General features: G+C 46.6%; 20 protein-coding genes. 5 read left to right on the top strand and 15 right to left on the bottom strand.

Annotation, left to right across the window (positions count from 1 at the left end; translation table 11 throughout):
- Window positions 1-6: 6 nt before the first annotated feature.
- The 10 genes from ACDJ59_RS08530 to ACDJ59_RS08485 form a co-directional block, all read right to left on the bottom strand.
- A complete protein-coding gene (locus ACDJ59_RS08530; protein WP_413408365.1) occupies window positions 7-1,314 on the bottom strand; it encodes a Zn-dependent hydrolase in 1,308 nt (435 codons plus the stop codon).
- Window positions 1,311-2,714, bottom strand: coding sequence for an allantoinase AllB (allB, locus tag ACDJ59_RS08525; RefSeq protein WP_413408363.1), 1,404 nt, complete (start codon window positions 2,712-2,714; stop codon window positions 1,311-1,313). Before allB ends, ACDJ59_RS08530 begins: the two co-directional genes overlap by 4 nt.
- 43 nt (window positions 2,715-2,757) lie before the next feature.
- On the bottom strand, window positions 2,758-3,135 hold the full coding sequence (gene uraH, locus ACDJ59_RS08520) for a hydroxyisourate hydrolase (protein ID WP_413408361.1): 378 nt from the start codon (window positions 3,133-3,135) through the stop codon (window positions 2,758-2,760).
- Complete coding sequence (gene pucL / locus ACDJ59_RS08515; RefSeq protein WP_413408358.1) at window positions 3,135-4,640, bottom strand: factor-independent urate hydroxylase; 1,506 nt, start codon at window positions 4,638-4,640, stop codon at window positions 3,135-3,137. Before pucL ends, uraH begins: the two co-directional genes overlap by 1 nt.
- Before the next feature lie 238 nt (window positions 4,641-4,878).
- Window positions 4,879-6,501 carry a PucR family transcriptional regulator gene (locus tag ACDJ59_RS08510; protein WP_413408357.1) on the bottom strand — a complete coding sequence of 541 codons (1,623 nt, stop codon included), beginning with the start codon at window positions 6,499-6,501 and terminating at the stop codon, window positions 4,879-4,881.
- A 427-nt stretch (window positions 6,502-6,928) separates the two neighbouring features.
- A complete protein-coding gene (locus ACDJ59_RS08505; protein WP_413408356.1) occupies window positions 6,929-9,673 on the bottom strand; it encodes a CHASE3 domain-containing protein in 2,745 nt (914 codons plus the stop codon).
- Window positions 9,674-9,849: 176 nt separating this feature from the next.
- A complete protein-coding gene (gene fumC, locus ACDJ59_RS08500; protein ID WP_017688147.1) occupies window positions 9,850-11,238 on the bottom strand; it encodes a class II fumarate hydratase in 1,389 nt (462 codons plus the stop codon).
- A gap of 132 nt (window positions 11,239-11,370) precedes the next feature.
- The gene (locus ACDJ59_RS08495) at window positions 11,371-12,381 is read right to left on the bottom strand and encodes an aldose 1-epimerase (protein WP_076250330.1); all 1,011 of its coding nucleotides are present in this window, start codon (window positions 12,379-12,381) and stop codon (window positions 11,371-11,373) included.
- Between the two features lie 194 nt (window positions 12,382-12,575).
- Window positions 12,576-13,385: an MBL fold metallo-hydrolase gene (locus ACDJ59_RS08490; protein WP_413408355.1), complete on the bottom strand. Its 810-nt coding sequence runs from the start codon at window positions 13,383-13,385 to the stop codon at window positions 12,576-12,578.
- 180 nt (window positions 13,386-13,565) lie between these two features.
- Complete coding sequence (locus tag ACDJ59_RS08485) at window positions 13,566-13,838, bottom strand: hypothetical protein (protein WP_047843332.1); 273 nt, start codon at window positions 13,836-13,838, stop codon at window positions 13,566-13,568.
- A gap of 244 nt (window positions 13,839-14,082) precedes the next feature.
- Here ACDJ59_RS08485 and ACDJ59_RS08480 point away from each other — a divergent pair, with 244 nt between their 5' ends.
- From ACDJ59_RS08480 to ACDJ59_RS08465, 4 genes are all read left to right on the top strand, one after another.
- The gene (locus tag ACDJ59_RS08480; RefSeq protein ID WP_413408354.1) at window positions 14,083-15,315 is read left to right on the top strand and encodes an aminopeptidase; all 1,233 of its coding nucleotides are present in this window, start codon (window positions 14,083-14,085) and stop codon (window positions 15,313-15,315) included.
- A gap of 90 nt (window positions 15,316-15,405) precedes the next feature.
- Complete coding sequence (locus ACDJ59_RS08475) at window positions 15,406-16,638, top strand: aminopeptidase (protein WP_413408353.1); 1,233 nt, start codon at window positions 15,406-15,408, stop codon at window positions 16,636-16,638.
- 246 nt (window positions 16,639-16,884) lie between these two features.
- The gene (locus tag ACDJ59_RS08470) at window positions 16,885-17,475 is read left to right on the top strand and encodes an RNA polymerase sigma factor (RefSeq protein ID WP_017688141.1); all 591 of its coding nucleotides are present in this window, start codon (window positions 16,885-16,887) and stop codon (window positions 17,473-17,475) included.
- Window positions 17,453-18,406 carry a hypothetical protein gene (locus tag ACDJ59_RS08465; protein ID WP_413408352.1) on the top strand — a complete coding sequence of 318 codons (954 nt, stop codon included), beginning with the start codon at window positions 17,453-17,455 and terminating at the stop codon, window positions 18,404-18,406. Before ACDJ59_RS08470 ends, ACDJ59_RS08465 begins: the two co-directional genes overlap by 23 nt.
- 2 nt (window positions 18,407-18,408) lie before the next feature.
- Here the strand turns inward: ACDJ59_RS08465 and ACDJ59_RS08460 are convergent, their stop codons facing one another.
- The gene (locus ACDJ59_RS08460; protein WP_413408351.1) at window positions 18,409-18,921 is read right to left on the bottom strand and encodes a hypothetical protein; all 513 of its coding nucleotides are present in this window, start codon (window positions 18,919-18,921) and stop codon (window positions 18,409-18,411) included.
- 232 nt (window positions 18,922-19,153) lie between these two features.
- Between ACDJ59_RS08460 and ACDJ59_RS08455 the strand changes: the two genes are divergently transcribed.
- Entirely contained in the window at window positions 19,154-19,804 is a 651-nt protein-coding gene (locus tag ACDJ59_RS08455) for a hypothetical protein (RefSeq protein WP_413408349.1), read from the top strand.
- 69 nt (window positions 19,805-19,873) lie between these two features.
- Here the strand turns inward: ACDJ59_RS08455 and ACDJ59_RS08450 are convergent, their stop codons facing one another.
- The 4 genes from ACDJ59_RS08450 to ACDJ59_RS08435 all read right to left on the bottom strand — a co-directional run bounded on the left by ACDJ59_RS08450 (window position 19,874) and on the right by ACDJ59_RS08435 (window position 24,332).
- Window positions 19,874-21,190: a hemolysin family protein gene (locus ACDJ59_RS08450; protein WP_036613746.1), complete on the bottom strand. Its 1,317-nt coding sequence runs from the start codon at window positions 21,188-21,190 to the stop codon at window positions 19,874-19,876.
- Between the two features lie 375 nt (window positions 21,191-21,565).
- The gene (locus ACDJ59_RS08445) at window positions 21,566-23,149 is read right to left on the bottom strand and encodes a sigma-70 family RNA polymerase sigma factor (RefSeq protein WP_413408348.1); all 1,584 of its coding nucleotides are present in this window, start codon (window positions 23,147-23,149) and stop codon (window positions 21,566-21,568) included.
- Between the two features lie 226 nt (window positions 23,150-23,375).
- On the bottom strand, window positions 23,376-23,834 hold the full coding sequence (gene gerQ, locus ACDJ59_RS08440; RefSeq protein WP_036673979.1) for a spore coat protein GerQ: 459 nt from the start codon (window positions 23,832-23,834) through the stop codon (window positions 23,376-23,378).
- Window positions 23,835-23,909: 75 nt separating this feature from the next.
- Window positions 23,910-24,332, bottom strand: coding sequence for a cell wall hydrolase (locus ACDJ59_RS08435; RefSeq protein WP_076217086.1), 423 nt, complete (start codon window positions 24,330-24,332; stop codon window positions 23,910-23,912).
- Window positions 24,333-24,351: the final 19 nt, after the last annotated feature.

Here is a 24,351-nt window from a genome sequence, read left to right as displayed (position 1 = left end):
CTTCATTCAACTCCCGTAACCGTATTTATAGAGTAGCCGGACCAGAACCCGAAAACCGTGCATCAGGTCTGCCTCAGCTGTATATTCAAGTGGATTATGACTGATACCGTCCTGACTCGGCACAAAAATCATGGCTGTTGGACAAGCCGGCTGAAAAATCTGCGAATCATGTCCCGCGCCGCTTGGCATTAGCCAATAGGACAACAGCTCCTGCTCACAGGTATCCTGAATGTCTGAGATCATCTCTGCATTCATAGGAATGGGTGTCACTGACAGATGTTCTTCCCAGTCCAGTCCAAGCTGCTGCTCGGCTGCAATCCGACTAAAAGCCTGAAGCATATCCTGCCAGCAGCGATCAATACTTTCCTGCCGAATATGGCGGATATCCAGTGAAAATACCGCCCGTGCTGCAACCACATTTCCAACACCCGGATCAGCTGTGATTCGCCCAACTGTGGCTACCAACGGTTCTCCTGCTTCCAATGCGATATTCCTTACTGCAGCAATCATCTCGGCTGCTCCGGCAAGTGCATCCTTGCGCCAGGACATCGGCGTCGTCCCCGCGTGATTCGCTTCTCCGCTTACGGTAATACTGAACCGCTTCTGACCTACAATGTCGGATACGACTCCAATCGAATGTCCAAGACGTTCCAGAACCTGACCTTGCTCAATGTGAAGCTCAATAAAGGCACCGTAATTTTTCGCGGCAGGTCTATATGCACTATCAGGTCCAAAACCCGCATCCCGGATCGCTTGTGCAAATGTAACGCCGTCTTGATCCTTCAAATGCTCTACATCTTCCAGAGACGTTATTCCAGTTATACTGCGTGAACCCCAATACGCAAAAGGAAAGCGACTTCCCTCTTCTTCGCATAACGATACCACTTGAAGTGTGCGCTTCGGTGCTCCGAAATGCTTCTGCAAATACTCCAAAGCAAGGACACCCGCCACCACACCGTAAGCACCATCATATTTGCCGCCATACACCACCGTATCAATATGTGATCCGGTAACAATCGGTAATTCTTCAGCACCAGTCGCTGATTCCTTACCCTCGCCCTGGAGTGTGCCATACAGATTACCGGACTGGTCAAATTCGGGAGACAGCCCTTTCTCCTGCATTTTGGCTGCAAGGACACCTTGTGCTTCACACCAAGCCGAGTCATACAACAGTCTTGTAACGCCACCTTGTGTATCCGCACCATATGTCGACAGCCAGTCAAGCATGGCTTGCAGCTCCACCTGTTCCACATCCGGCAAAGGAAGTGGTGCATTATTGGTACCGGATGACCGGTATACTCCAGACTCCGTCATGGCGTCTCCTCCGTTCCCGCTTCGATGGGACTAGAAGAGTAAGCCGTAATGTGTTGCCCGAGAGGCACAGGAGATAATCCGGATTCCGAGTTGTAAACACGCTGCCCACGGCAAAATACGTCTGCAATCTGACAGTTAAATGTACGTCCCACATAAGGGCTCTGTTTATGCGTATAGAGCAGATCCTCTGTGTTCAGGCTTGTGCTTTTCTCCCAGTCAATCAGGACCAGATCTGCATCCTTGCCAATCGCAATCTCTCCTTTGTTCTCCAGACCAAGCCTTCTGGCAGGCTGAAGGGAGAGCACTCTTCCGAGCAACGGGAGGTCGATATTACGCTGAAGATGTCCATCCTCCAGCATGATTAGCAGTGTGCTTTGTGCACCGGATATACCGCCCCAGATTTCAAAAAAGTTATCGGATTGTTTCATGGATGGCGGACATGGAGAGTGGTCTGAGGCAATAACATCAATTAATCCTGAGGTCAGTGCATCCCATAACTGCTCCTGCTCGGAAGAGCTGCGAAGCGGTGGAGCACATTTCGCCACTGCACCCAATCGGACCACATCCTGATCAATCAGCGTCAGATAATGAGGGCATGTCTCCGAAGTGACATCCTGCCCACGCCGCTTGGCTTCTGCAATCATATCCAGTGCTTCCCGGGTGCTAATATGCACAAAATGCAGCGCACAACCGGTCTGTTTGCCATATTGCAACGCCCGGGCAACCGCAACGACTTCGGCTTCAACAGGACGGGACCGGATATAATCCATCGGTTCATTCTTTCCCGCTGCAATGCTTTTTGCACCGAGTTCGGCAACTATGCCCTCGTCCTCTGCATGAAGTGCCAGCACACGGTTTAATGTTGCAATTTCATTCATCCCGTCCAATAGCGTGTGGTCATCGGCCCTGGCAAAGATATCTTCCCCATCTCCACCCGGCTCAGACATAAATGCCTTGAATCCGGCAGCACCCAACCCTGCCAGTGGAGCAAGTTCCTCACGATTGCCGGGAACCAAACCTCCCCAGAAGGCATAATCAACATAGGATTGGTCTGCGGCTGCTTTCATTTTCATTTTCCATGCTTCTGGTCTCGTTGTTGGTGGAACGCCGTTGAGTGGCATATCGACATAGGTTGTGATTCCCCCTGCGGCAAGAGCTGCCGAACCCGATCGAAATCCCTCCCAACTGGCGAGTCCGGGTTCATTGAAGTGTACATGAATGTCCACCACTCCCGGCATCACTGTAAGGCCTTCAGCTTCTATAATTCTAGTCGCTTCGCCAGCGGCCAGCCGTGTGGATATGTCTGTTATTTTTTCACCAGTAATGCCAATATCCAGTTGCTCTACCCGATCTCTCAGCACCACCCGGGCCCCCCGGATGATGGTATCAAATGTTGTCATGTGGATGACCCTCCCCCTGAATCAGAACCGGATATGTGCATGTTCAACTTCCCCGGTATGTACTGTAACCTCCTGGAGCAATCAATAACGGAATATGATAATGTCTTGATGCATCTGATACGGCAAAACGAATCGGAACAATCGTCCATAATGCCTGGCCTAGCTCCTCCAACGAACGCTGTGCGTAATAACTCTCGACATGGAATTGAAGCTCATATATGGCTGGCTCCAACTTGCCTCCATCCAACAGCGGTGCATCCAAACGTCCATCCGCATTGGTAACCGATTCAGCCACTTTTGTCTTGCTTTCCTGCTCCCCATCCCTCTTCAGGGTATACAGCTCGATCTGAACACCCGCAGCAGGCACGCCTTTGGATGTATCCAGCACATGAGTTGTAATTTGTCCATCAGACAGCGCCATTAGACGTCACCTGCTTTCCCGGAGTCACGGCCGTCTGTTCCCAGATCATCCCTTGTCATCGAGAAACCCTGGAATCCATATGGCGGTCTCGGCTCGGTAAACACTTTGCCTTCCCCCTCTTTCACTTCCTCCAGCACTGTCTCCCATGTCCGATTGTTGGACTCAAATGAAACCTCACTCAGTTGCTCAAATCGACTTAACAACCTTCGTCCAATCTGGTAGATCAGATGTTGAATGGAAGCGGATCGACACTCATGAAATACCGCAGCAGCCAAATCTCTGACCTGTTCCGCCGCTACATACCGTCCACGCTGATCGTCCATGCCATCTCTCGGATCTTCATAACGCCAATTGATGTTCAGAAAAATAAATAACGGTCGATCCCATGTCTCTGGAAGAGTGGTATATTCATCCTGCATGAATCCGGCAAATTCACTGCCTTTGACCTTGATCAGTCTCAGATCGGCTACACCACTGAAATGGTTGCTGAGTTCAATCGAGTCTCCTGATCGTTCTGCTTCCACGGCAGCTGTCGCCCGATCATTCTGCGAATAGCGAAATACGAGCGCACTCGGTCGATAACTTCCTTCTAATCCAATGGGTATATCTTCAAACGGAATCTGGTCCGCTGTCATCTGAACCTTGCTCATCTGCGGATACGTCTCCAGAAAACGCCGACTTACCAGCGCAAGAAATCCTTCCACCGTCGCTCCTGTGTAATCCGCTGCATGTTTGAGAATGAAATTTTTCATCGAATCGGTTGCGACCACCAGCGAATTATCCCCTTCTGCAAAAGAAGGCAAGAATTCATCTCCCTGCACAGCCACCTTGATGTTCAATCCAAACAGAATATTGCTGCGTCCGATAAAAGGAGATTCCGGAATGGACTGTATACCCGTCAACGGTTTGGCGTAGGAACGGTACATCCACACATCCCCTTTGCCGTAATACATGGTCCGCTGCTGCACTGCGGCTGGCTTGCTCACAAACTCATGTTCATGACCGATCTGTGCAAGCCACTGCTCCAAACGAATGCCCGCTATCTTGAATACTTCCTTCAATGCAGTCTCGAATTCTTCTTCCCTGCCTCGGCGATGACGTTGCCTCATGGATTCGAGGATGGAGCTTGCGGTATGGCCTTTAACGGCCAATATGAAAGGAAAGCCAAATTGGCTTGTATATACTTTGTTTAATTGTTGAAGTTCGTTGTATTGCTCCTGTGAGAGTGAATCCAGCCCTGCACCAGCCTGCTCCTGAACGGAGTTGCTGCTCATGCTGATTCGTGCTCCAAGATCCGGGTGATTTCGAAGCAACTGCAACTTCACCTGGTCATCCGATGCCTGAACCTCGTTTTTCATCACTTTCATCATCTGTTCAAATGAATCAAAAGGTCGTGAAAGCCCGGCACGCTCAGCCACCCATGGTGATTCCTCAAATAAGCCGCCAAACGTATGCACAAACTGTGTGATAGACCAGTTGTTAACAAGTTTAATTAAGTCGCTCATGTTAGAACCTCCGGTCTGTTATGGATTATTGTTCTTCATTCTAAGTGCCGTTCAATGTCGCGACAACAATATTTACGCAATTTTGTAATATAACATAACATCAGAGTTGTGATTTGTTTGCTGTGCACGGGAAGATCAGCTTTTGTGGTCCTCAAACATGAAAAAACCGCACTCCATCAACGGAATGCGGTTCTTGGGGTCTAACCCGGTAGCATTGTCATGTTGCACAATGTGTGGTCTAAAGTTGAACATTGTGTGGTCTAGTAGCTGCTTTGTCCCGCACAAACTTGCGGAAGGTGAATACCAGCTTTAATTTAAGCAGATCATTCGTTTTCTTAAAGTCCATTTGCAGCAAGCTGCCAACTTTCTCCATCCGATAAGTGACCGTGTTGCGATGCACAAACAGCTGTTTGGCAGCTTCATTGATCAGTCCATCATTTTCGATAAAAGACTCCAATGTATTCATCAGCACCTGATTGGGGTCACCGTCCCTGGCAAGTAACGGTTCAAGTACTTTATTACAGTAGTTCTCCATGATGTTATCCGGTACGTGTTGAAACACATAGGCAAATTCGAGCATTTCAAATTGCAACGCACGGTCTTTCATGCCGAATCGACGAGCCAGTTGTCGAGTATCCAGACACTCCTGGTATGCTTCACGGAGCGATTTGGGCTCATGTTTCATTTTGCTGATCCAGAAACGCGGAGCCGGTGCTCCTTTTGCTTCTTGCGCTGCCAGAACATCACCGAAACGGCTCAAGAGAAAACTTGACAGCTCCTCTCCATAATCTCGCCCTGTTGGACAGGTGTAGATGGACAGAATGCCATCCTCAATCTGAAAATGCTGTGAGGCCGTGAATTGCATCAGCGGATTGTATTGCAACTCGCGATGAATCTGTTTAAGCAACTTTCCCTCGGCAAACAGAGTCGGCTCAAGTGTAATCAATACGCACTGATAAGTTCCCTGGAATAGATGTACACCTTTGTTCTCACTCAAGGTGGTCAATTCCTGAACAGTCATTTTGTTATCCAGATACTGTGAAAGCAGTGTACGCATCTCATCTTGCACGGTCGGATTAATATGCTCGCGATAAGTCATATCCATATAAAATGCCAGTACATCGGCAGCCTGCTGGAACAGTTCTTCCTCCGCTCGAAGGGATAAGGCTGAATCGGTAAACACAAGCAACGATCCGTATTCTTCATCATTTTGCTTGATGGGTACGCGATGACAACTTCCCTGATTCCATTTCACTCGGTGCATGACGGATTTCCAAGGCCAGCCTTGGGTTACCGCATCCCCTGCAATGCCTTCACTACCATACAGCACATGCCCACGTGAACCAATGACAGCAAGCGGATAGTTCAGCACCGTGGCAAGTTCGGCAAACACATTCCGATGTGGCTGCTGTTGCAGTGCAAACTGCATTAATTTTTTCTGCTTTTGCACAACCTCATGCAGCAATCGGTTGCTACGTTCATGTTCAGCCTTGAACAAGGCATTCATCTGGTCGGAGAAGGTGAATTGAAAGGGGAGCTCAAGCAGCGGCAAACGAAGCCGATCGGCTTCCTCGACAATGCCTTGGGGAATGGACTGCCAGAAACGTCCCAGCTTGATGCCGAGTCCTGCACAGCCGCGTTCATTCAAACGTCGCATCAAACGTAGCGCATCCGTCTCACTGTCTTTCATAATAAAAGCGGTGGTGAACAACATTTCTCCGGATTTGATCCAATCCGCGATATCAGGAGCGTCCATGACATTAACGGATTTCATCATCCGTGAAGTCCCTTCTCCACCCGCAACCAGTTTGGCCTCGGACAACGGGTATACCTGTAAAGCCTCTTTAACCGTAAGTTGCATGGACACTACCTCCCATATATCTAACACATAATCGTGTTATTTTCGTTTCCACAGAATTTATTCTGGATTACATTCCTAATTAAATCTATATTCATCCATTTAATTTTGTTTGTTGTTAAGTATTATAACATCATTCTTTCCGATAAAGCTTACACGACAAAAAAATAAAACCTATGACCTAATTACAGCGCACTTCCCTGTAATGGGCATAGGTTTTATTAAAATTATTATGATCCACATAAGTTGAAGTAATCCATTTACACGATAACGGAGAGGGCAGAAAAAACCTGAAAAAGCGAAGCGTTCGCCTTTATCCCCGGATTTTCCCCTTTAAAAAAGGGAATCGAAAAAATCTGGGGATAACAGCGATTGGAGGGTTGTTCTGTCATCGTAGTGTTAGTGTAAATAACTTTTAGTTCAACTACGATCAGATTTCCATGGTTTCGTGATTCATCCATAATTTCATACGGGATAATACGTCTTTGATATTCAGCGGTTTGCTGAGATAGTCCGAAGCACCTGCTGCAATACATTTCTCCCGATCCTCTTTCATGGCCTTGGCTGTCAGTGCAATAATCGGAAGCTGGGTCATGCCAAGCCGTTCACGGATCTGGCGAGTCGTCTCATATCCATCCAGTTCCGGCATCATAATATCCATCATGATGATATCAGGCTTGACTCCTCCACGCTCCAACAATTCCAGACACTCGTACCCGTTCTGCGCTGAAATGACATTCATACCGTATTGCTCAAGGGCGTTAGCCAGGGCATATACATTACGTATATCATCATCAACGACAAGTACTTGGCGTCCGCTGAGCAACGCTTCTTCCAAAGGTGTCAATAAAACATCCGATTGTCCGGAAGTCATTGAAGGAAGCTTATTGATCTCAGGTGTAGTGGTAGCCACCTCATTCAGGAACAACCGCGATGCATTCATAGTCTCAGGTTCATCTCTTCGCAGTGGCAGGAATAGCGTGAACACGCTGCCCTGCCCCTCACGACTTGTTGCCGAGATTGAACCACCCAGCAAATTCGCAAGCGATTGAGAGATAGACAGGCCAAGTCCGGTTCCCCCGTATTTACGTGCTGTAGCTCCATCCGCCTGTTTGAAAGCATCGAAGATCTGCACGAGTTTGTTATCCGCAATTCCGATCCCTGTATCACTGACGGAGAAAGCAATCACGTCGGTCTCTTGGTCTTTCAATTCAGGATGAGCCAGACTCATTTTGGAGATGGTTAAGGCAACTTCACCCTCACTGGTGAACTTGAATGCGTTCGAGAGCAGGTTTCGGAGAATCTGATGCAATCTCATCTCATCCGTCACGATCGTTTCCGGTAAAGGACTTTGGAGTTGAATCCGAAAATCTATTTTTTTCTGTTCCGCTGTTTTCAGGAAATACTGGTTCATAACTTCAGGAACACTGCCCAGATAGACATCATCGAAATCCACTTCCATCTGTCCGGCTTCCACCTTGGATAGATCCAGAATATCATTGATCAGATTCAGCAGGTCTTTTCCTGATTTGTGAATGACTGAAGCATAGTTCTGCTCTTCACTATTCAAGTGTTGATTTTTATTTTCAGACAATATCTCAGATAAAATCAACATGCTGTTGAGCGGTGTCCGCAGTTCATGGGACATGTTCGCCAAGAATTCGGATTTGTACCCCGAGCTCGTTCGTAACTGATCCGCCACAACCGAAAGTTCATTGGCTGATGTCTCTGCAGCACTCTTCTGTACTTCCAGACGATCGTTCAGCATATGAAGCTCTTCGGTCTGCATCTGCAGTTCCTCCGTCTGAGACAGCATCTCTTCGGTCTGAGCCTGAAGTTTCTCCGATTGTGCCTGTAATTCTTCATTCAGAACTTGTGACTCATCATATAATTGCTGTAATTCCATGCGAGTGACGGTCGAGTGTAGTGAAACACCAAAAATATCCGTCAGTTCTTGCATCAGCTTCATATCATTCTCTTGCAACGGCTTCATTGAAGCAAGCTCGATTACCGCAATCGTTCTGCCTTCGAAGAGGACCGGGACTACAGTAAGTGATGTGGCAGATGTATACCCGAGACCCGAAGAGATTCGGATATAGTTCTGGGGCAGATCATTCATGCGTAGAACTCGCTTCTCGACAGCACTTTGACCTACAAGCCCCTCACCCGGGGCAAGCGACACTTTACCGAGCGAACGTTCTTTCTCTCCATCCCCAGCATATGCAGCCACGCGCAGCAGTCGATTGTCTTTCCAGTAATATAAGACGCTATAGGGAACTTCAAACAACATGGCAAGCTCGTTCAGGAACAAGCGGGACAATCCTTCCAGATTGGTCGGGTTCTGTAAGAGTGTGGCAATGCCTGTGATCTGGTCCTTGACCCGATTCTGTTCCTGTACTTCATCCAGTAATTTGTTGGTTTCGTGGCCCAGGTCTCCCACTTCATCATGTGTGCGCACCTGAATTCGCTGCTTCAGGTTTCCACCTTTGGAGATATCACTAATGGTTTGCATAACATCTCGCAACGTTTTGACGATATTTCCTGATATCACAATCGCGGCTGCAATGGATAATGCTGCAATAATACCCCACAGCGTGTACATAATCGTCAGGAGTGTGGAGCTGCGTCTGGCAAGTTCAGTAACCCTCGCCTCGGTCAGAGCAATCTCTGTGTTACGGAAGGTTGTAAGTTGAGAGCGCAGTAGATCAATTTCGGTTTTACCCGGATCAGATTGAAAGAATGCAACTACTTTCGCTTGATCCCCTTGCTTTTTCAAGTCTACCGACGGCTCCCCAGCTATCTCAATCCAGCGTGTAATATGAGCTTTGATACTTTGCAAACTCTGCTGCTGGGAAGGATTGTCGCTAATAAGAGCATTCAACTGATCATAGTTGGAACTCCACTGGGATAGACCTTGGGAATAAGGCTCCAAGTAACTTTCATTGCCTGTAATCATGAATCCACGCTGTCCTGTCTCCATGTTCAAGACATTTTTTTCAATCGCGTTGGTCAGATTATGCACTTCCAGATCATGATGGGAGATAAAATCATTTTCCTTCTGTAACACATTAATTTGGGCCGTAAGCACTAACAGAACAGCTCCAAACAAAAGCACAACCACAAGATAGCCCAATAAAATTTTGGAGCGTATCGTAAATCTTCTCGTTTTTGACAACGCGGAAACCTCCAAATATATACGAATCCCATAATTAAATTAAAACTGGTGCATATGTAGTTTATATGTATACGTATAGTCTGACAAGCTTTAAGTTCATCGATAATCATAAGAAAAACGACCTGCTTGTGCAGGTCGTCCTCTTCATTGATCTATATTGCTCATTTTGGCTGATTTTAGGCCTTTGGAGCGATCATTTTGGCCGGATCGACATATTGATCAAATTGCTCTTCGGTAAGCAGGCCTGTTTGTAACGTCGCCTGTTTCAAGGACAAACCTTCTTTATGAGCGAGCTTCGCGATTTTGGCTGCATTCTCATAACCAATATGCGGATTGAGCGCTGTAACCAGCATAAGCGAGTTGTTCAGATTATGTTCAATCTGATCCAGGTTAGGCTCGATGCCTACGGCACACTTGTCATTAAACGCAATAATGGAGTCCGCCAGGAGTTGCACGGATTGCAGGAAGTTATAGATGATAACCGGTTTGAATACATTCAGTTCAAAATTACCCTGACTTGCCGCGAAACCAATCGCTGCATCATTACCCATGACCTGCGTAACCACCATAGTAATGGCCTCGCTCTGAGTTGGGTTGACTTTACCCGGCATAATGGAGCTGCCTGGCTCATTCTCAGGAATACGGATCTCGCCCAATCCACTACGAGGGCCACTGGCCAACCAGCGGACATCATTGGCAATTTTCATCAAATCAGCTGCAAGCGCTTTAACGGCACCGTGCGCATATACAACTTCATCATGACTTGTAAGTGCGTGGAATTTGTTTGGTGCAGATACAAAATCTTTCCCCGTATGTTTGCCAATCTCCTTGGCAGTGAAGTCCCCAAAGTCCGGATGTGCATTAATGCCCGTTCCGACAGCTGTACCGCCGATCGCAAGCTCCTTCAGATACTGTACACTTTCACGGATCATACGCTCACTCTTGCCCAGCATGGCTTCCCAACCACTGATCTCCTGACCAAGCGTAATTGGTGTTGCATCCTGGAGGTGGGTACGTCCAATCTTGATAATATCCTTGAATGCCTCCGACTTGTCTGCAAAAGTGGCTTTCAATACCGCGATTGCTGGCAAAAGCTGATCCTCAACAGCCAGAACACCTGCGACATGCAGAGCCGTTGGGAATGTATCGTTGGAGCTCTGGGACATGTTCACGTCATCATTTGGATGCAGACGCTCTTCCTTGCCCTTTTGCTCCAGCAGTTGGTTCCCCAGATTGGCAATCACTTCGTTCACGTTCATATTAGATTGTGTTCCGCTTCCCGTCTGCCATACTACCAATGGGAAATGGTCATCAATTCGGCCTGCAATAATCTCGTCTGCTGCATAAGCAATAGCATCGGACTTAGCCGCAGATAATTTACCTAATTTATGGTTACTGGCCGCAGCACTTTTTTTCAAAATGGCAAGGGCACGGATAACTTCCATCGGCATATGTTCATTGCCAATCGGGAAGTTCTCCTTGCTGCGCTGCGTCTGAGCTCCCCACAGCCTGTCGGCTGGTACTTTCATTTCGCCTAACGTATCTCTCTCAATGCGGTATTCCACTTGCTTGTCCTCCTCCAAAAAGATGGTTTGGGTCTCTACAAAGCTTGTGTATCTCGTCATATTATACATGATTTACGAGCAGGTTTTCACCTTTTCGACAAAATTGTAAGCGTAGCGCAAAATGAACGTGAATTATTTTTGTGACGCAATTGGATACAATCGGCTGCTCTGTTCGAATAGTTCACCTGGTTCCAAACCGATCAATCCGATTTCTTCTGCAGGTATGCCTTCAACATTAGGAGCGTTAACCAGGTTCATCTGTGGTTCAGGACAGAAGAATTCGCCACCCATGTTATTATTCCAGATCATCCAGTGCTTGTAGGATGTACCCACATCATATACCAGTTTGTCTCCAGTACGGTTGTCCGTAAGTTCCATATAGTTACGTCCATTCTGCGGTTCCGCAGTGTAATGATTATCCATGGCAGCAAAGAACGGACTAACCCCGTCTTTCTTCAATTGTTCTTCCTCAGGTGTAAGCGGTTGAAATTGTCCTGTTGGCAGGGAACGCTCATTCAATTCACGACGTTGTCCAATCGTAACTTTGGCCGTGTAATCCGAGGCCTGACTGTCCGGTGCAAAAGGTACAGCAATCGCCGTGTGGAATGCAAACAAATTCGGCATGTATTCAGTCCCGTTGTTGCGAACGATCAATTGTTGCTGAAGTCCTTGGCTGCTCAAAGAGTAACGAAGCGTCACCGTAAACGTAAACGGCAGGTACTGATGGAATGTATGCCCTTCTTTCACGTCTTGGCTAAGCAACACATAGCTCTCCAGCTGATCAGAACCGTATCCCTCGACCTTCCACTCGGCATCATGCAAAAATCCATGCAAATGGTTACCCGTAGCCGGTTCGTTCACAGGCAACTGATAGACTTTACCATTCCAGGGGAAACGTCCATCCTCATAACGGTTCGGTGGAGAAAGAATCGGAATTCCATAGACCGCAGGTGCAGCCATAAACTCATCCATTTGATCCTGATTCGGCTCTCTCAAGTAACGGAAACCCTTTTCTGTATCACGGAAAGCAACGAGGTTGGCACCCACGCTTGGAATAACTGCCGCTTCAAACTGATTAAAACGAAGCCAAACGGCCGGAATCCCTCCAAATTGTTCTTCAAATGCTGCATTTTGCTGTGTCATCGTTATATGTACCTCCTGCATACCTAGGTTATATTATACGGCTCGACTATATCATGCCCGAGCGCAAAATACCAATCTATGATAGAGAACAAATTCATAATAGAAAGACAAAAAAGACAGGAAAAAGACAGCTGTAATACGTTACGGCTGTCTCTACTGTCTTTCATAGGGCTGTCTTTCATATGATGGTTCAATTAATCCACATATTTGCCGTGATCCGGCACAGTGCTCTCTTCAAAGTCCAAATCAAGCCGCTTCAAGGATTCACTCAGCATATCTCCGCTCAAGGCATGCCCATGCCCGGTAATCGCAAGTTTCGGCTCCAGATGCCTTATATGCTGTACAGATTGATGAGCGGCCTGCCAATCGGTTGTAAAATAGGAAGGTGGGCCATGCAACTGTTTGTCCTGAAGCAACACACTCCACAGCGACTCCTGCTTCACTGTGATGATCGCGTCTCCCGCAATTAACAAACGGTCTGCTTCTCGAAACAGCGACACATGTCCAGGCGTATGACCTGGCGTGTGCACCCACTCCCATCCTGATAGACCTGGAACGGAATGATCTTTGGGTAAACTGAATATCCGATCATCCAGATTGATTGCCTCATTGGGATAAGCGAATGACAACCTGGACATTAAACCCCCACCTACAGAAGGGTCCGCTGGCGGGTAATCTTTTAATCCCGTTAAATACGGAATTTCAAGTGGATGAGCATACACTGGCACACCCCAGAATTGTTCCAGCTCAATAACGGTTCCTACATGGTCGAAGTGACCATGCGTCAAAATGATCGCAGACGGCGGACCTTGAAATCGTTCTGTTGCAAGCTGAACAATATGATCTGTGAACCTCGCCATTCCGGTGTCCACGAGGACCCAGTTCCTGCTTCCTGGCACTCCGATGAACACGACATTAACGAATAGTGTACGTAGACTGAGAATATCGGGCGCGACTTCTTCAAGTCCCGTCAACCCTTCTGTAATCAGATTGTCAGATGCCATTCACGGTTACCTCCCATTAGGCGGATTGTCTCTCTGGTTCCATTCATCTCGTAGACTTCCCTTTTCTGGATCATCTATTCAACATTTCCAATAAAATAGACGGTATACACCCTGTTTCGGGCATACACCGTCTAGTATAGTCATCGACACAACACAATAGAACAAGAACATCTCGGCCAGTTAAGCCGGAAATGCCTCCAAAGCAGCATCGAGCAATTGATTGTAGAGATCGTCATCATTTTCAAGCAACTCGTCCATACGCAGTAACTCTTCTTCATCACCGGATTGCTCCGTGAAATGCAAGCTATAGTCCCAATCTTTTCCGTTCTTGCTCATGAAGGTAATCTCATATACTGACTTTTCGCCTTCTGTGCGGTAAACGGTATTTCCCACGTATCCTTTTTCACCTTCACGGCGCATTTCAGCACTTATAATTTCAATATTCACAATCATTCTCTCCTTTAATCTTTCATCTACAGTCGGTCTCCAACATTTCTGGTAAACCTAGTTTGGTAATTATTATTGGTTAATTGTACAATATATAACGTAGCAACGTATACCTTATTCAATGAAGGAACCATTCTGAGTCCTTACATAGTTGTAATGAGGATTATAATACGTGTTCAAAAGGTCCGTTTTCAGTACCATAATAGCCAACAAGCTACGATATTATTATCACATTGGAGGAAAAAATAGCATGAATAATTTTGAAACGAATCTGCAGCAATATGCTGAACTGGCTGTACAAGTCGGTGTCAATGTCCATCCTGGACAGACACTCGTGGTTAATGCTCCAATCTCGGCAGCACATTTTGTACGACTGATTGTCAAAGCAGCTTACGGTAAAGGTGCGAAATTGGTCAAAGTAAACTGGAGTGATGAAACTGTTACACGTCTTCATTACGATCTTGCACCTGATGAAGCCTTCTCCATTGAACCGAAATGGTTTGCAGCTGAAATGACTGAACTCGTTGAAGAAGGTGCCGCTATTCTGCACGTCATCGCTGAAAATCCGGATCTGCTGAACGGTGTAGCGCAGGAACGCATTATTACCAGCCAAAAAGTGCGCGGCAAAGCGCTCGAAAAATATCGTTCTTATCAGATGGCTGACAAATTCAGCTGGTCTATCGTGGCCGTTCCTTCTCCGGAATGGGCAGCTAAAGTGTTTCCGGATCTGCCGGAAGCACAACAAGTGGACCGCCTGTGGGATGTCATTTTCAAAACAGTACGGATCGGTGAGCAGGATGCTGTTGCCGAATGGAAAACCCATTTGCAAAACCTGGATTCCCGCGCTGATCTGTTGAACAACAAAAAATACAAGAAGCTTCACTATACAGCTCCAGGCACAGACTTGACCATTGAACTTCCAGAAGGCCACATCTGGGTATCCGGTGGAAGTGTGAATGAGCAAGGACATGTCTTTATTGCCAATATGCCTACGGAAGAAGTATTCACGGCTCCGCTGAAAACGGGTGTTAACGGTACAGTGCGAAGCACGAAACCACTGAGCTACGGCGGCAACCTGATTGACGGTTTCTCACTAACATTCGAGAACGGCCGAATTGTTGACTATACCGCCGATCAAGGTCTCGATGCACTCAAAAACCTGATCGAGATGGATGAAGGCGCACACTATCTGGGTGAAGTAGCCCTCGTTCCACATCAGTCCCCAATTTCGGATACGAATATTTTGTTCTACAATACTCTATTTGATGAAAATGCCTCCAACCATTTGGCGATTGGTAATGCCTATGCCTTCTGTCTGGAAGGTGGTAAAACGATGTCCAAAGAAGAGCTGATTGAACGTGGCATGAATTCCAGTCTCACTCATGTAGACTTCATGATTGGATCCGGAGAAATGAACATCCACGGTGTGACCTCCGAAGGTGCGGAAGAGCCAATCTTCCTGCAAGGAAACTGGGCATATTAATCCCGTTTGATGTGATTTAGGAGAGAGGAGATTACTCCTCTCTTTTCCTGCGTCAACAGGTCAAAAATTCAACAATTGGAGGGAACTCATATGTTAAGTTTTGAACAAAAACTGGATCGTTACGCAGAACTCGCTGTAAAAGTAGGTGCTAACGTGCAGCCAGGGCAAGTATTTGTCATCTCTGCGATGATTGATACCGCTGAATTTGTACGTTTGCTGGTACGTAAGGGATATGAAGCTGGAGCCAAGCAGGTGATTGTAAAATACGGAGATGAAACTGTCAATCGATTGCGGTTTGAGATGGCCCCTGAGGAATCCTTCCAAGAGCCGCCGAAATGGCATGCAGCGGAGCTTGAAGAACTTGCGGCCAATAATGCAGCCTTTCTGACCGTATTGTCATCCAGCCCAGACCTGATGAAAGGTATTGACCCGGAGCGGATTTCCACCCATCAGCGTACAAATGGTCAGGCGATGGCCAAGTACCGTCAGTATCAACAGGCGGATAAAATGAGCTGGACTGGTGTGGCTTGTCCTTCCCCCGATTGGGCAGCCAAAGTATTCCCGGATCTCCCGGCAGCCGAGCAGGTTAGCCAGCTGTGGGAAGCCATTTTTGCTGCAGTGAGAGCCGATCTGGAGGACCCTGTAGCGGCTTGGGAACAGCATATTGAACGACTGGAGACCAAAGCCGTTGCCCTGAACAACAAGAAGTATCAAGCATTGCACTTCCTCTCCCTAGGGACGGATCTTACTGTCGAGCTTCCAGAAGGTCATATCTGGGCGCAGGCAGGTAGCGTGAATGAGCAAGGTACCCCTTTTGTCGCGAATATCCCGACAGAGGAAGTATTCACCGCTCCAGCCAAACATGGCGTTAATGGCAAGGTGTCCAGCACCAAACCACTCAGCTATGGCGGCAGTATCATTGATCGTTTTTCACTCACATTTGAGAACGGACGTATCATTGATTTTCATGCTGAAGAAGGTCAAGATACGCTGGAAAGACTCATTTCCATGGATGAAGGATCTCATTACCTCGGCGAAGTCGCTTTGGTTCCCTTCCATTCACCGATCTCTGAGAGTGGTATCCTGTATTACACTACACTGTATGATGAGAATGCGTCGTGCCATCTTGCGATTGGCAGTTCCTATGCATTTAATATCGAAGGTGGCAAAACGATGTCTCCTGAAGAGCTTGCAGCCCGTGGCATGAACACCAGCATCACCCATGTGGACTTCATGATGGGCTCTCCCGAGACGGACATCTACGGTATCACGGCAAACGGCGAACGTGAAGCCATCTTCCTTAAGGGAGACTGGGCGTTTTAGCTGATCACGGAGAGTTATCTCCCGTAATGTATGTTCTCTGAACAGTCGAAAAGGCTGTCTTGCAACCATGTATCATGGTTGGCGAGACGGCCTTTTATTAATTTTCAGCCAACTTTCCCGCATGTTATACATACTTCCCTCATCTGGTTTTTCCCGGACCAACCTCCCATTGTATCGTTTCCATATTATGTTGTAAAATGTAATGATACCAATGTTTGTGGATTGTTCACCAGAAAGGAGAACATCATGGCCAATCGGCTCCAGTTATTACTAGCCTCAGATTTCCATAATTTAGGCTCTGCACTTCAAGAAGAAGTGTATTATGAATATTATAATATGGTACATGGTCTTATCGTTTATATCATCAAGGAGCGTGCTGCAGCAGAAGATATTATTCAGGAAGCTTTTATCAAAATCATTAAAAACAAACCCATCTTTGAAGACGAGGTCAAACTGAAAGCCTGGCTCAAGGTCGTCACACGGAACACAGCTATTAATTATCTGAGAAAAAATAAAAATAACCGTAACCAATTGGATACGGATAGTGTTTTTATAGATATGGAGACGATGAATCAGACCGCGGCTTCCGTGGAAAGCATGGTAGAAACGCAGATGATGGAAGAGTCCATTGAATATTATCTCAGACAGCTCAAACCGGAATATCGTGTATTGGTCGAGTTACGGTGGAAAAAAGGTCTCTCCTACCGAGAGATGGCCGAACTGCTGGATACCTCGGAAGACATTGTGAAGCAACGTTTGTTCAGAGCCCGTGGCAGTATCAAGAAGAAATTACATAAGGAATGGGGTGGAAGCATTGAGCAAAGGCAAGTCCGATAAAAACGTGGAGCGATTCGATTCAGAGCTGGAAGACGAATATTTCGACGCTGCGTTTGACCTGGCTTTTGATGAAGCTTTCCATCAGGCCGTCTCTGCCCCTTCCGCCTCCCATACCGAATCCATGCAGCAATCCTGGCAGAAGGTAAACAGGGAAATTAACAGAATCGGTTTACGTAAAAAAAGAATACGTACCTTGCGACTTTCAGTCGTCGTAGCTGCGTCCGTGACCATCGGAGCCGTTATTTTCAGCCTGCCGTCCGGTACGCAAGCGGTATCCCCTTTTGTGCAATCCATCAAGGATTGGGGTAATGGCATGAAATCCATTGTCATCGAGGATCGCACGACCCATCTGGGGGCTGATCCGTCAACAGCCAAAACGCCTCCACCACCGGAAACCAGCTTAGACGACATTCTTAAAGTACAGGAAGAAGAGGCTCTTAATACACCTTCGTATGAGTTATCGAGCCATCTGTTTCGTCCAGTACTTGTTACGGAAGAGATTGCACGCGATGGGTTCATGGGTGACTTTCTGTTATCCAAGGCCATTCCCGAGCGATTCAACAAGGTCAAATTCGAACTCGTGATCGATACTGAAAACCCTGTGAATCCAGACGATTATTATGAGTCCACACAAATGAGAGTTCAATATACCAGTGAAGGCAAGAGCATAGAGGATGAGATTATCCAGTTTGATTATGTCCATGTCATGCCTGGTGAGAAAATCGAAGGGGCCATGCTTCGTGATATGAGCACCGTAAAGCTGGCGGATGGCTCGGAAGCACTGATGTATATCGGCCCACCCTATAACTCCTTTCAGTGGATGATGGGTTCCAACAATATGAGTCTGTTTGGCACCCTTTCGGAAGAAGAAATGACTGCTATTGCCAACGATTTTCAAGAGCAGAAGTTCCCCGGCAGCACCCGCCGATAAGATCAGAATAACACGGTGCCAGAGACATGTTTGCTTGTATCCGTGGTGCTTCCATCATACGCTGTATGAATACTGGTAACGCGATAATAATATCCTGGCATAACGGTCCAATCCGATGTGGCATTCAGTAAGTTTGTATTCGTTGCATTGTTGGAATTCGTTTTAAAAGTTACCCATGCTGTTCCTGTCCAGCGCTCAAGTCGATAATCTACGGAAAGTGTCTTCATTGCTGTATATGTCATGGTCTTGGTATTGACGATAGCTGATAGTCCACCCCCAGGAATAACTGCACCGACCGCTTGATAGATATGTCCAAGTTCTCGAGTGGTAGCAAGCGAATGGATGGATGGTTCTGGCGGTGGCGGAGCTGTAAGGGCACCAGAGGACACGTTGATCATCGGGCTTGCAACGGCTGGTTCGGACGTAGGTATAGCCAGGATTGTTGGCACCATTAACAAGGCAACAAGGGTTATTTTTAGCATAGATGCTGCACTCTTCGTTTTCATTTTCCGCATATTGATCCATCCTCCGCTTCCATATTTGATTTTGTGTAAGGGTATAAACGGACGGATCGGGTGACAGGTTTCAAAAAGAAATTAGACGCTCCGATGTTTCTGTCGGCAGCGTCTTTTGTCTTTGTATGCATCTCCAGCATGGTTGAAACCTAAATTATTCCAGCCCGTATGGATTGGGTAATGGATACACGAAACCATATTAACCAACAGATTTGCAAATGAGGTGTATAACTTGAGTAAATTTCAATTTAAATCCAGGAGGCATCGTCACAGCTCCAATCCGAATGAACTACATATCGAAGTTTCCGGCTCGTTCAAACGTTGGCTTGTTATCTTGGTGAGTGCACTTACCGCAGGGACCTTAATATATTTCTTGGCTACAGCTCGGGAAAGCTGGATAAGCATGGGGATTGACCGCTATGTATTGCCCTTTATGATCTGGGGACTTGTACTGTCCCCCATCCTTGCTTTTCTTTTCCTCAAGCAGAGCGGACGAACCCTTTCCCATGTCAAATTTTTACGTGTTTTCGGGATTGCTTTCTGCCTTCTGCCTCTGGTACTTCTGTTTTATGTGTTACCCGTAACACTTGGCATGGTGAATGATCACCTGACCCAGTTTAAGAAAAATCCCGTGTTATCTACCACTAAGGTGGGGGACTACAATTCTTACGAGGTTACTTTTGTCGATACGCCTATGTACGCCATCATCACCATTAAGACACCGACAACAACCCAATCCACTCGAAAAAAGCTGAATATCCAGTATGATCTCGCTCCGGGAGAGAATGCTTACGTCACTTATAAGCGAATTTCTATCGAGAATTGCTTGGTCACGGAGAATCGTTACGCCGATATTGTCATTCATGCACCCAAAGAATCATGAGCATGCAAAAAAGCTGTACGATGACCATTACGTCACCATACAGCTTCATTTGTTACAATTTCGATCCGGCTACGCGCCTTCTTCTTCAACCAACAGTTCCAGCTTAATCACATTTACTCGGGAAATCCGCTTATGCTCTGTCTCTTGAATGACAAATACATAACCCCCATACTCAACCGATTGACCAACCTCAGGTGGAATGGCATCTACTCTGGAGTACAGCCAGCCCCCGATGGTATCGTAATCGGCTCGATCCATCTCCAGTCCGAATCGTTCGCTGACTTCTTCAATCAGCATCAATCCATCAATAGAGTATTCCATCTCATCCACTTGTTCAATGACAGGACGCTCATGGTCGAATTCATCCTGAATCTCGCCTACGATCTCTTCCATGATATCTTCAAGTGTGACAAGCCCGGAGGTTCCCCCGTATTCATCAATCAGAATCGCAATCTGTGTCTTGCTACGCTGCATACGCTTGAGCAGATCACTGATCAGCGTGGTATCTGGCACAGCCAGGATGGGCCGGATCACGGAGATGGTATCCGTGAGTTGGGATCGCATTAGATCCTTAATGTGAATAAAGCCGATAATATGATCCTTGTCTCCGTTATATACCGGATACCTTGTTCGCATACTCTCGCTGGCAATCTCCAGATTCTCCAGCATGGACTCATTGGCATTCAGACAGATCATCTCCGTCCGTGGAATCATAATTTCACGGGCGGTTGTATCCGTAAAATCAAATATATTATCAACAAGTGCTAATTCAGTGTTATCAATTAAACCGCTCTTATTGCTTTCTTTCATCAGAATGCGTATTTCATCTTCGCTATGTGCGGAGTCCATCTCCGAAGCTGGTGCCATTCGGAACAGTCTCAACAAGCCGTTAGCCATACCGTTCAGTGCCCATATGAATGGATACATTAACTTGTAGAAGAACGTTAGCAAAGCCGCAGACCACAACGTGATCGTCTCAGACTTTCGAATTGCCATCGTTTTGGGAGCAAGTTCTCCCAGTACAATGTGCAAGATCGTAATAATCACAAATGCAATGGCAATAGAGATTCCATGAACGTAGACTGGTCCCAGTCCAAATGCGGTAAACATGGGCTCTAACAGATGTGCAATTGCCGGTTCTCCCAGCCACCCGAGTCCCAGTGAAGCCAAAGTTATACCTAGTTGGCAAGCTGATAGATATGCATCCAGATTACGTACGATATTGGAAGCATAGATGGCATTTTTGTTGCCTGTTTCCACCAAAGCCTCAATCCGGCTTCCACGAACTTTCACCATCGCAAATTCCGCCGACACAAAGAAACCATTCATCAATACAAGTAAACCAATGATTACTAAATTTAAAATACTCGGTAAGGGGTCACTCAAATTTTCATCCTATTCGCCGTCATTCTTCGGCAAATAGGTCCACCTCCTTCGAAAATGTAGGATATTTGCCATTCTGCCGTTCATATGCAATTTCAACTTCCCAATGCTTCCACCTCCACCTTGTTCTGTCGAATAAAAAAGATATGCTTCTTTTATTATATAATTCTAAACTACACAGTCAATCCGTGTCCTATGACAACGAAATGGCACAAACGCCTTTTTTCTTTAACAAAAGTCTCGATTACGCTGTTTTTTTAACATTTCACAAACAATGATCTACCAGAACCAAACCAAAGAGAGTATCCTCGCTCATGCTTCCGCATGGCTGGATACTCTTTTTGCAATACTGTTACTTTCTTAAATTCTATCCGCCGATTACGATGTGGACTCAATCTCCACTAAGGTTTCCGAAGCGGGATTCCAGCGCCACTTCGCTCGTTCCCCGCTTTCGTTATGCAATCCACCGATCCAGAATTCATCCTGCTTCAGCAGTGCCCAATCGACTTCACCATTCAACACCTGAATTCCGAGTGCCGTTAGCGACAGGACTCCGTCACGGAATTTTTCATCATGCTGCTTGAAATTAGGGAAAGTGGTTGCACCGCTCATCTGAAGAAGAGCATGAGGTCCTTCTGTCATCCGCTTCAGATGTGCCCAGTATTCAAGATCACCCATCCCCAGAATATGCAGCTTGTCTCCTACCTCACGAAATAATGGATACGGATGCTCCACACCTGCTCTAATAGTCTCCAGTGTTGCCTGCTCAATGAGTCCCAGACCGTTCGATACAGATGGCAGACGGGACAAATGTGCCTTAAAGGCAGCTTTCGCAAAGGGTAGCGCAGAAGTGTCTGCCTGCAAGTAATCCAGATGATGCCGGAAATCAGTCGACGTATAGGCTTCCCAGAACTGTGCACCAGCTTGTAACTCGTTTTTCTCAATCACATGCCAACTACCGGACAGACGTTCAATCTGTGTGGAGGTAAGCTGTCCCAGTCCTCTAAAATGCTCAATCTCTGGATACGAGTCAATACAGAGCAGATTCAGTTTTGTATTCTGGAGTGCTTGTCCTTTGAAATAATGTAACAGATACGATAACATCGTCTGATCATAGAGATCGTATTCGAACCATAAGACAATTTCCTTGTATTGTTGAAACGAATGCAACTTGCGTTCAAGTTCCTTAATCTTCAAGTATTCCGCCTGTGGAATGCCCAACTGCTGCTCTAACACAGATGCCCGATTCTGCCGCTCCTTTGTATCTCCCATCTCTTTGGCTACCGGGCCGAACGTGTACAACTCTCTCCATACCAGGATGTCTCCTTGAATTCCACTCTCTCTTAAACGATTGGCAGCGTGATCCCCATTCATAATGTGTAACAATCCTTTTCCCCCTTCATACAAGTCACTGAATACAGAGACCAGATCCCTCACTGGCATAGAGCGCTTGAGTTTGGATCGGGCATCGAACAATCTTTTCTTTAATGCAGGTACTTTGACCCCGAGGAAATCCGATATTTCCTTGAGCGAGTATCCTTCCAAATAAAACAGTTCAACAGCAATCCGCATCGATGATGGCAGTATTGCAATAGAATCACGAAGCGTACGATGCATTTCATTTTGCACCGCTTGTTTTTCCGGATTATGCGCCTGATCCTCTTCATGGAATACATGATCCAGCTCCTGAACTGGGATCATGGTATGTTGCTTGCGTCTTAGCCAGCGATAACACTGCCTCTCCACGATTACCTTGAACCACCCGGGAAAAGCCTCAGGAGCTTCCAGCTTGGACAGATTGCCAAAGGCTTCAGTAAATGCCTCCTGTACGACATCTTCAGCCCAAAATGTATCTCCTAAACGATTGTAGGCAACAGCAAGAGCCATCCCGCGATATTGAGACATCAGTTGTGCGTAAGCTTCGGTTTCGCCCTTCATCGCTCCTTCAATCCATGAATTCAATGCTATGGACTCCCTTCATATAAGCATGCTGCTTGTTCTGTTCATGTATAAGTGCCATGTTATCCCCAAAAGGTTACGTATGACTCTAAATCTATAGTAACCTTCGTATATATGTTTATGTAAAAAGCTGTCCTGTCTGCGGATTACCTCCACATTCAGGACAGCGAAGTAAATCAGTATGTGTTAGACATGTCAGTTATCAATCAAAATCATGAGGTGCCAATGATTATCTGCTTGGAGCTTGCGGGTAATTGCCTACTACGCCCGGATATTGATACAACAACGGCTCATCAAATGTAGCATAGTCGAAGTTGACCATCAACAGCATGATTCGTCTACCTGTCTTCGGATCACTGATGATAATATGGTCACGGCCCGCTGCTTCAATAATACCTTGAAATATGCGAGCGTTCCATTCTTTGTTGCCTTCATATGTCATATAGAACGTACCGAATTTACCAAGGTTCAGACGTAAAATATTCTCAATGTATGACTGCTCAAACTGTGGAGCTGTTGTTGTAATCACTGCACCCGTTGGTGTCATTGGGCTTCCACTGGATACGAGTGGGGGTACACTTGTGGAGCTTGGTGATACCATCCCTGGCGTTGGTGACATGGCAGGCATTCCGTTACCGATTTTGTAAGACGTACCTTGAACCTGAGAATTGGCTTGTTGACCCATCACAGAATTTGCTTGCTGACCCAGTGTTTGAGTTGTTGGTTGATAAGGCTGATTAATCATGATGATTCCTCCCAAAATTTAATATACTTCCGGACAGTCTTCGCCTGAAGGACTGAAGAAACAATGCGCTTTGAAACGTCCTGTATTTTGCTGGTCATACCACGTTGCCGGACACTCGGCCACAGGTCGGAAGAACCACAATGAATTGCTGGCAGGCCAGAAGCGCTCTCCATTGATCACCCGTTGTGCGAGACGAATCTCGGACTGTCTTGCCCGTTGGTAAAAGTACCCCTTCTGTGTTGACTCGTAGCCTCCTGGATTCTGGAATACCATACGATTGATATCGCGAATATCCTTAAAATCCAGACAATCCACCAGCACCCGGTTCACACTTACATTGCCCACAAGCAACATACCCTGTTCGCCGTCACCTTCAGCCTCTGCCCTCATGAGCCTAGCCAGCAGCTTGACGTCCTCTGAGTTGGCTTTAATAACAGCCATAGTCTGTTTCCTCCCTTGT

This window comes from Paenibacillus amylolyticus, from assembly GCF_047302515.1.
GTDB classification, from domain to species: Bacteria; Bacillota; Bacilli; order Paenibacillales; family Paenibacillaceae; genus Paenibacillus; species Paenibacillus amylolyticus_G.
Note: the sequence above shows the minus strand (reverse complement) of the source record. Positions and strands in the feature narration are given on the sequence as shown.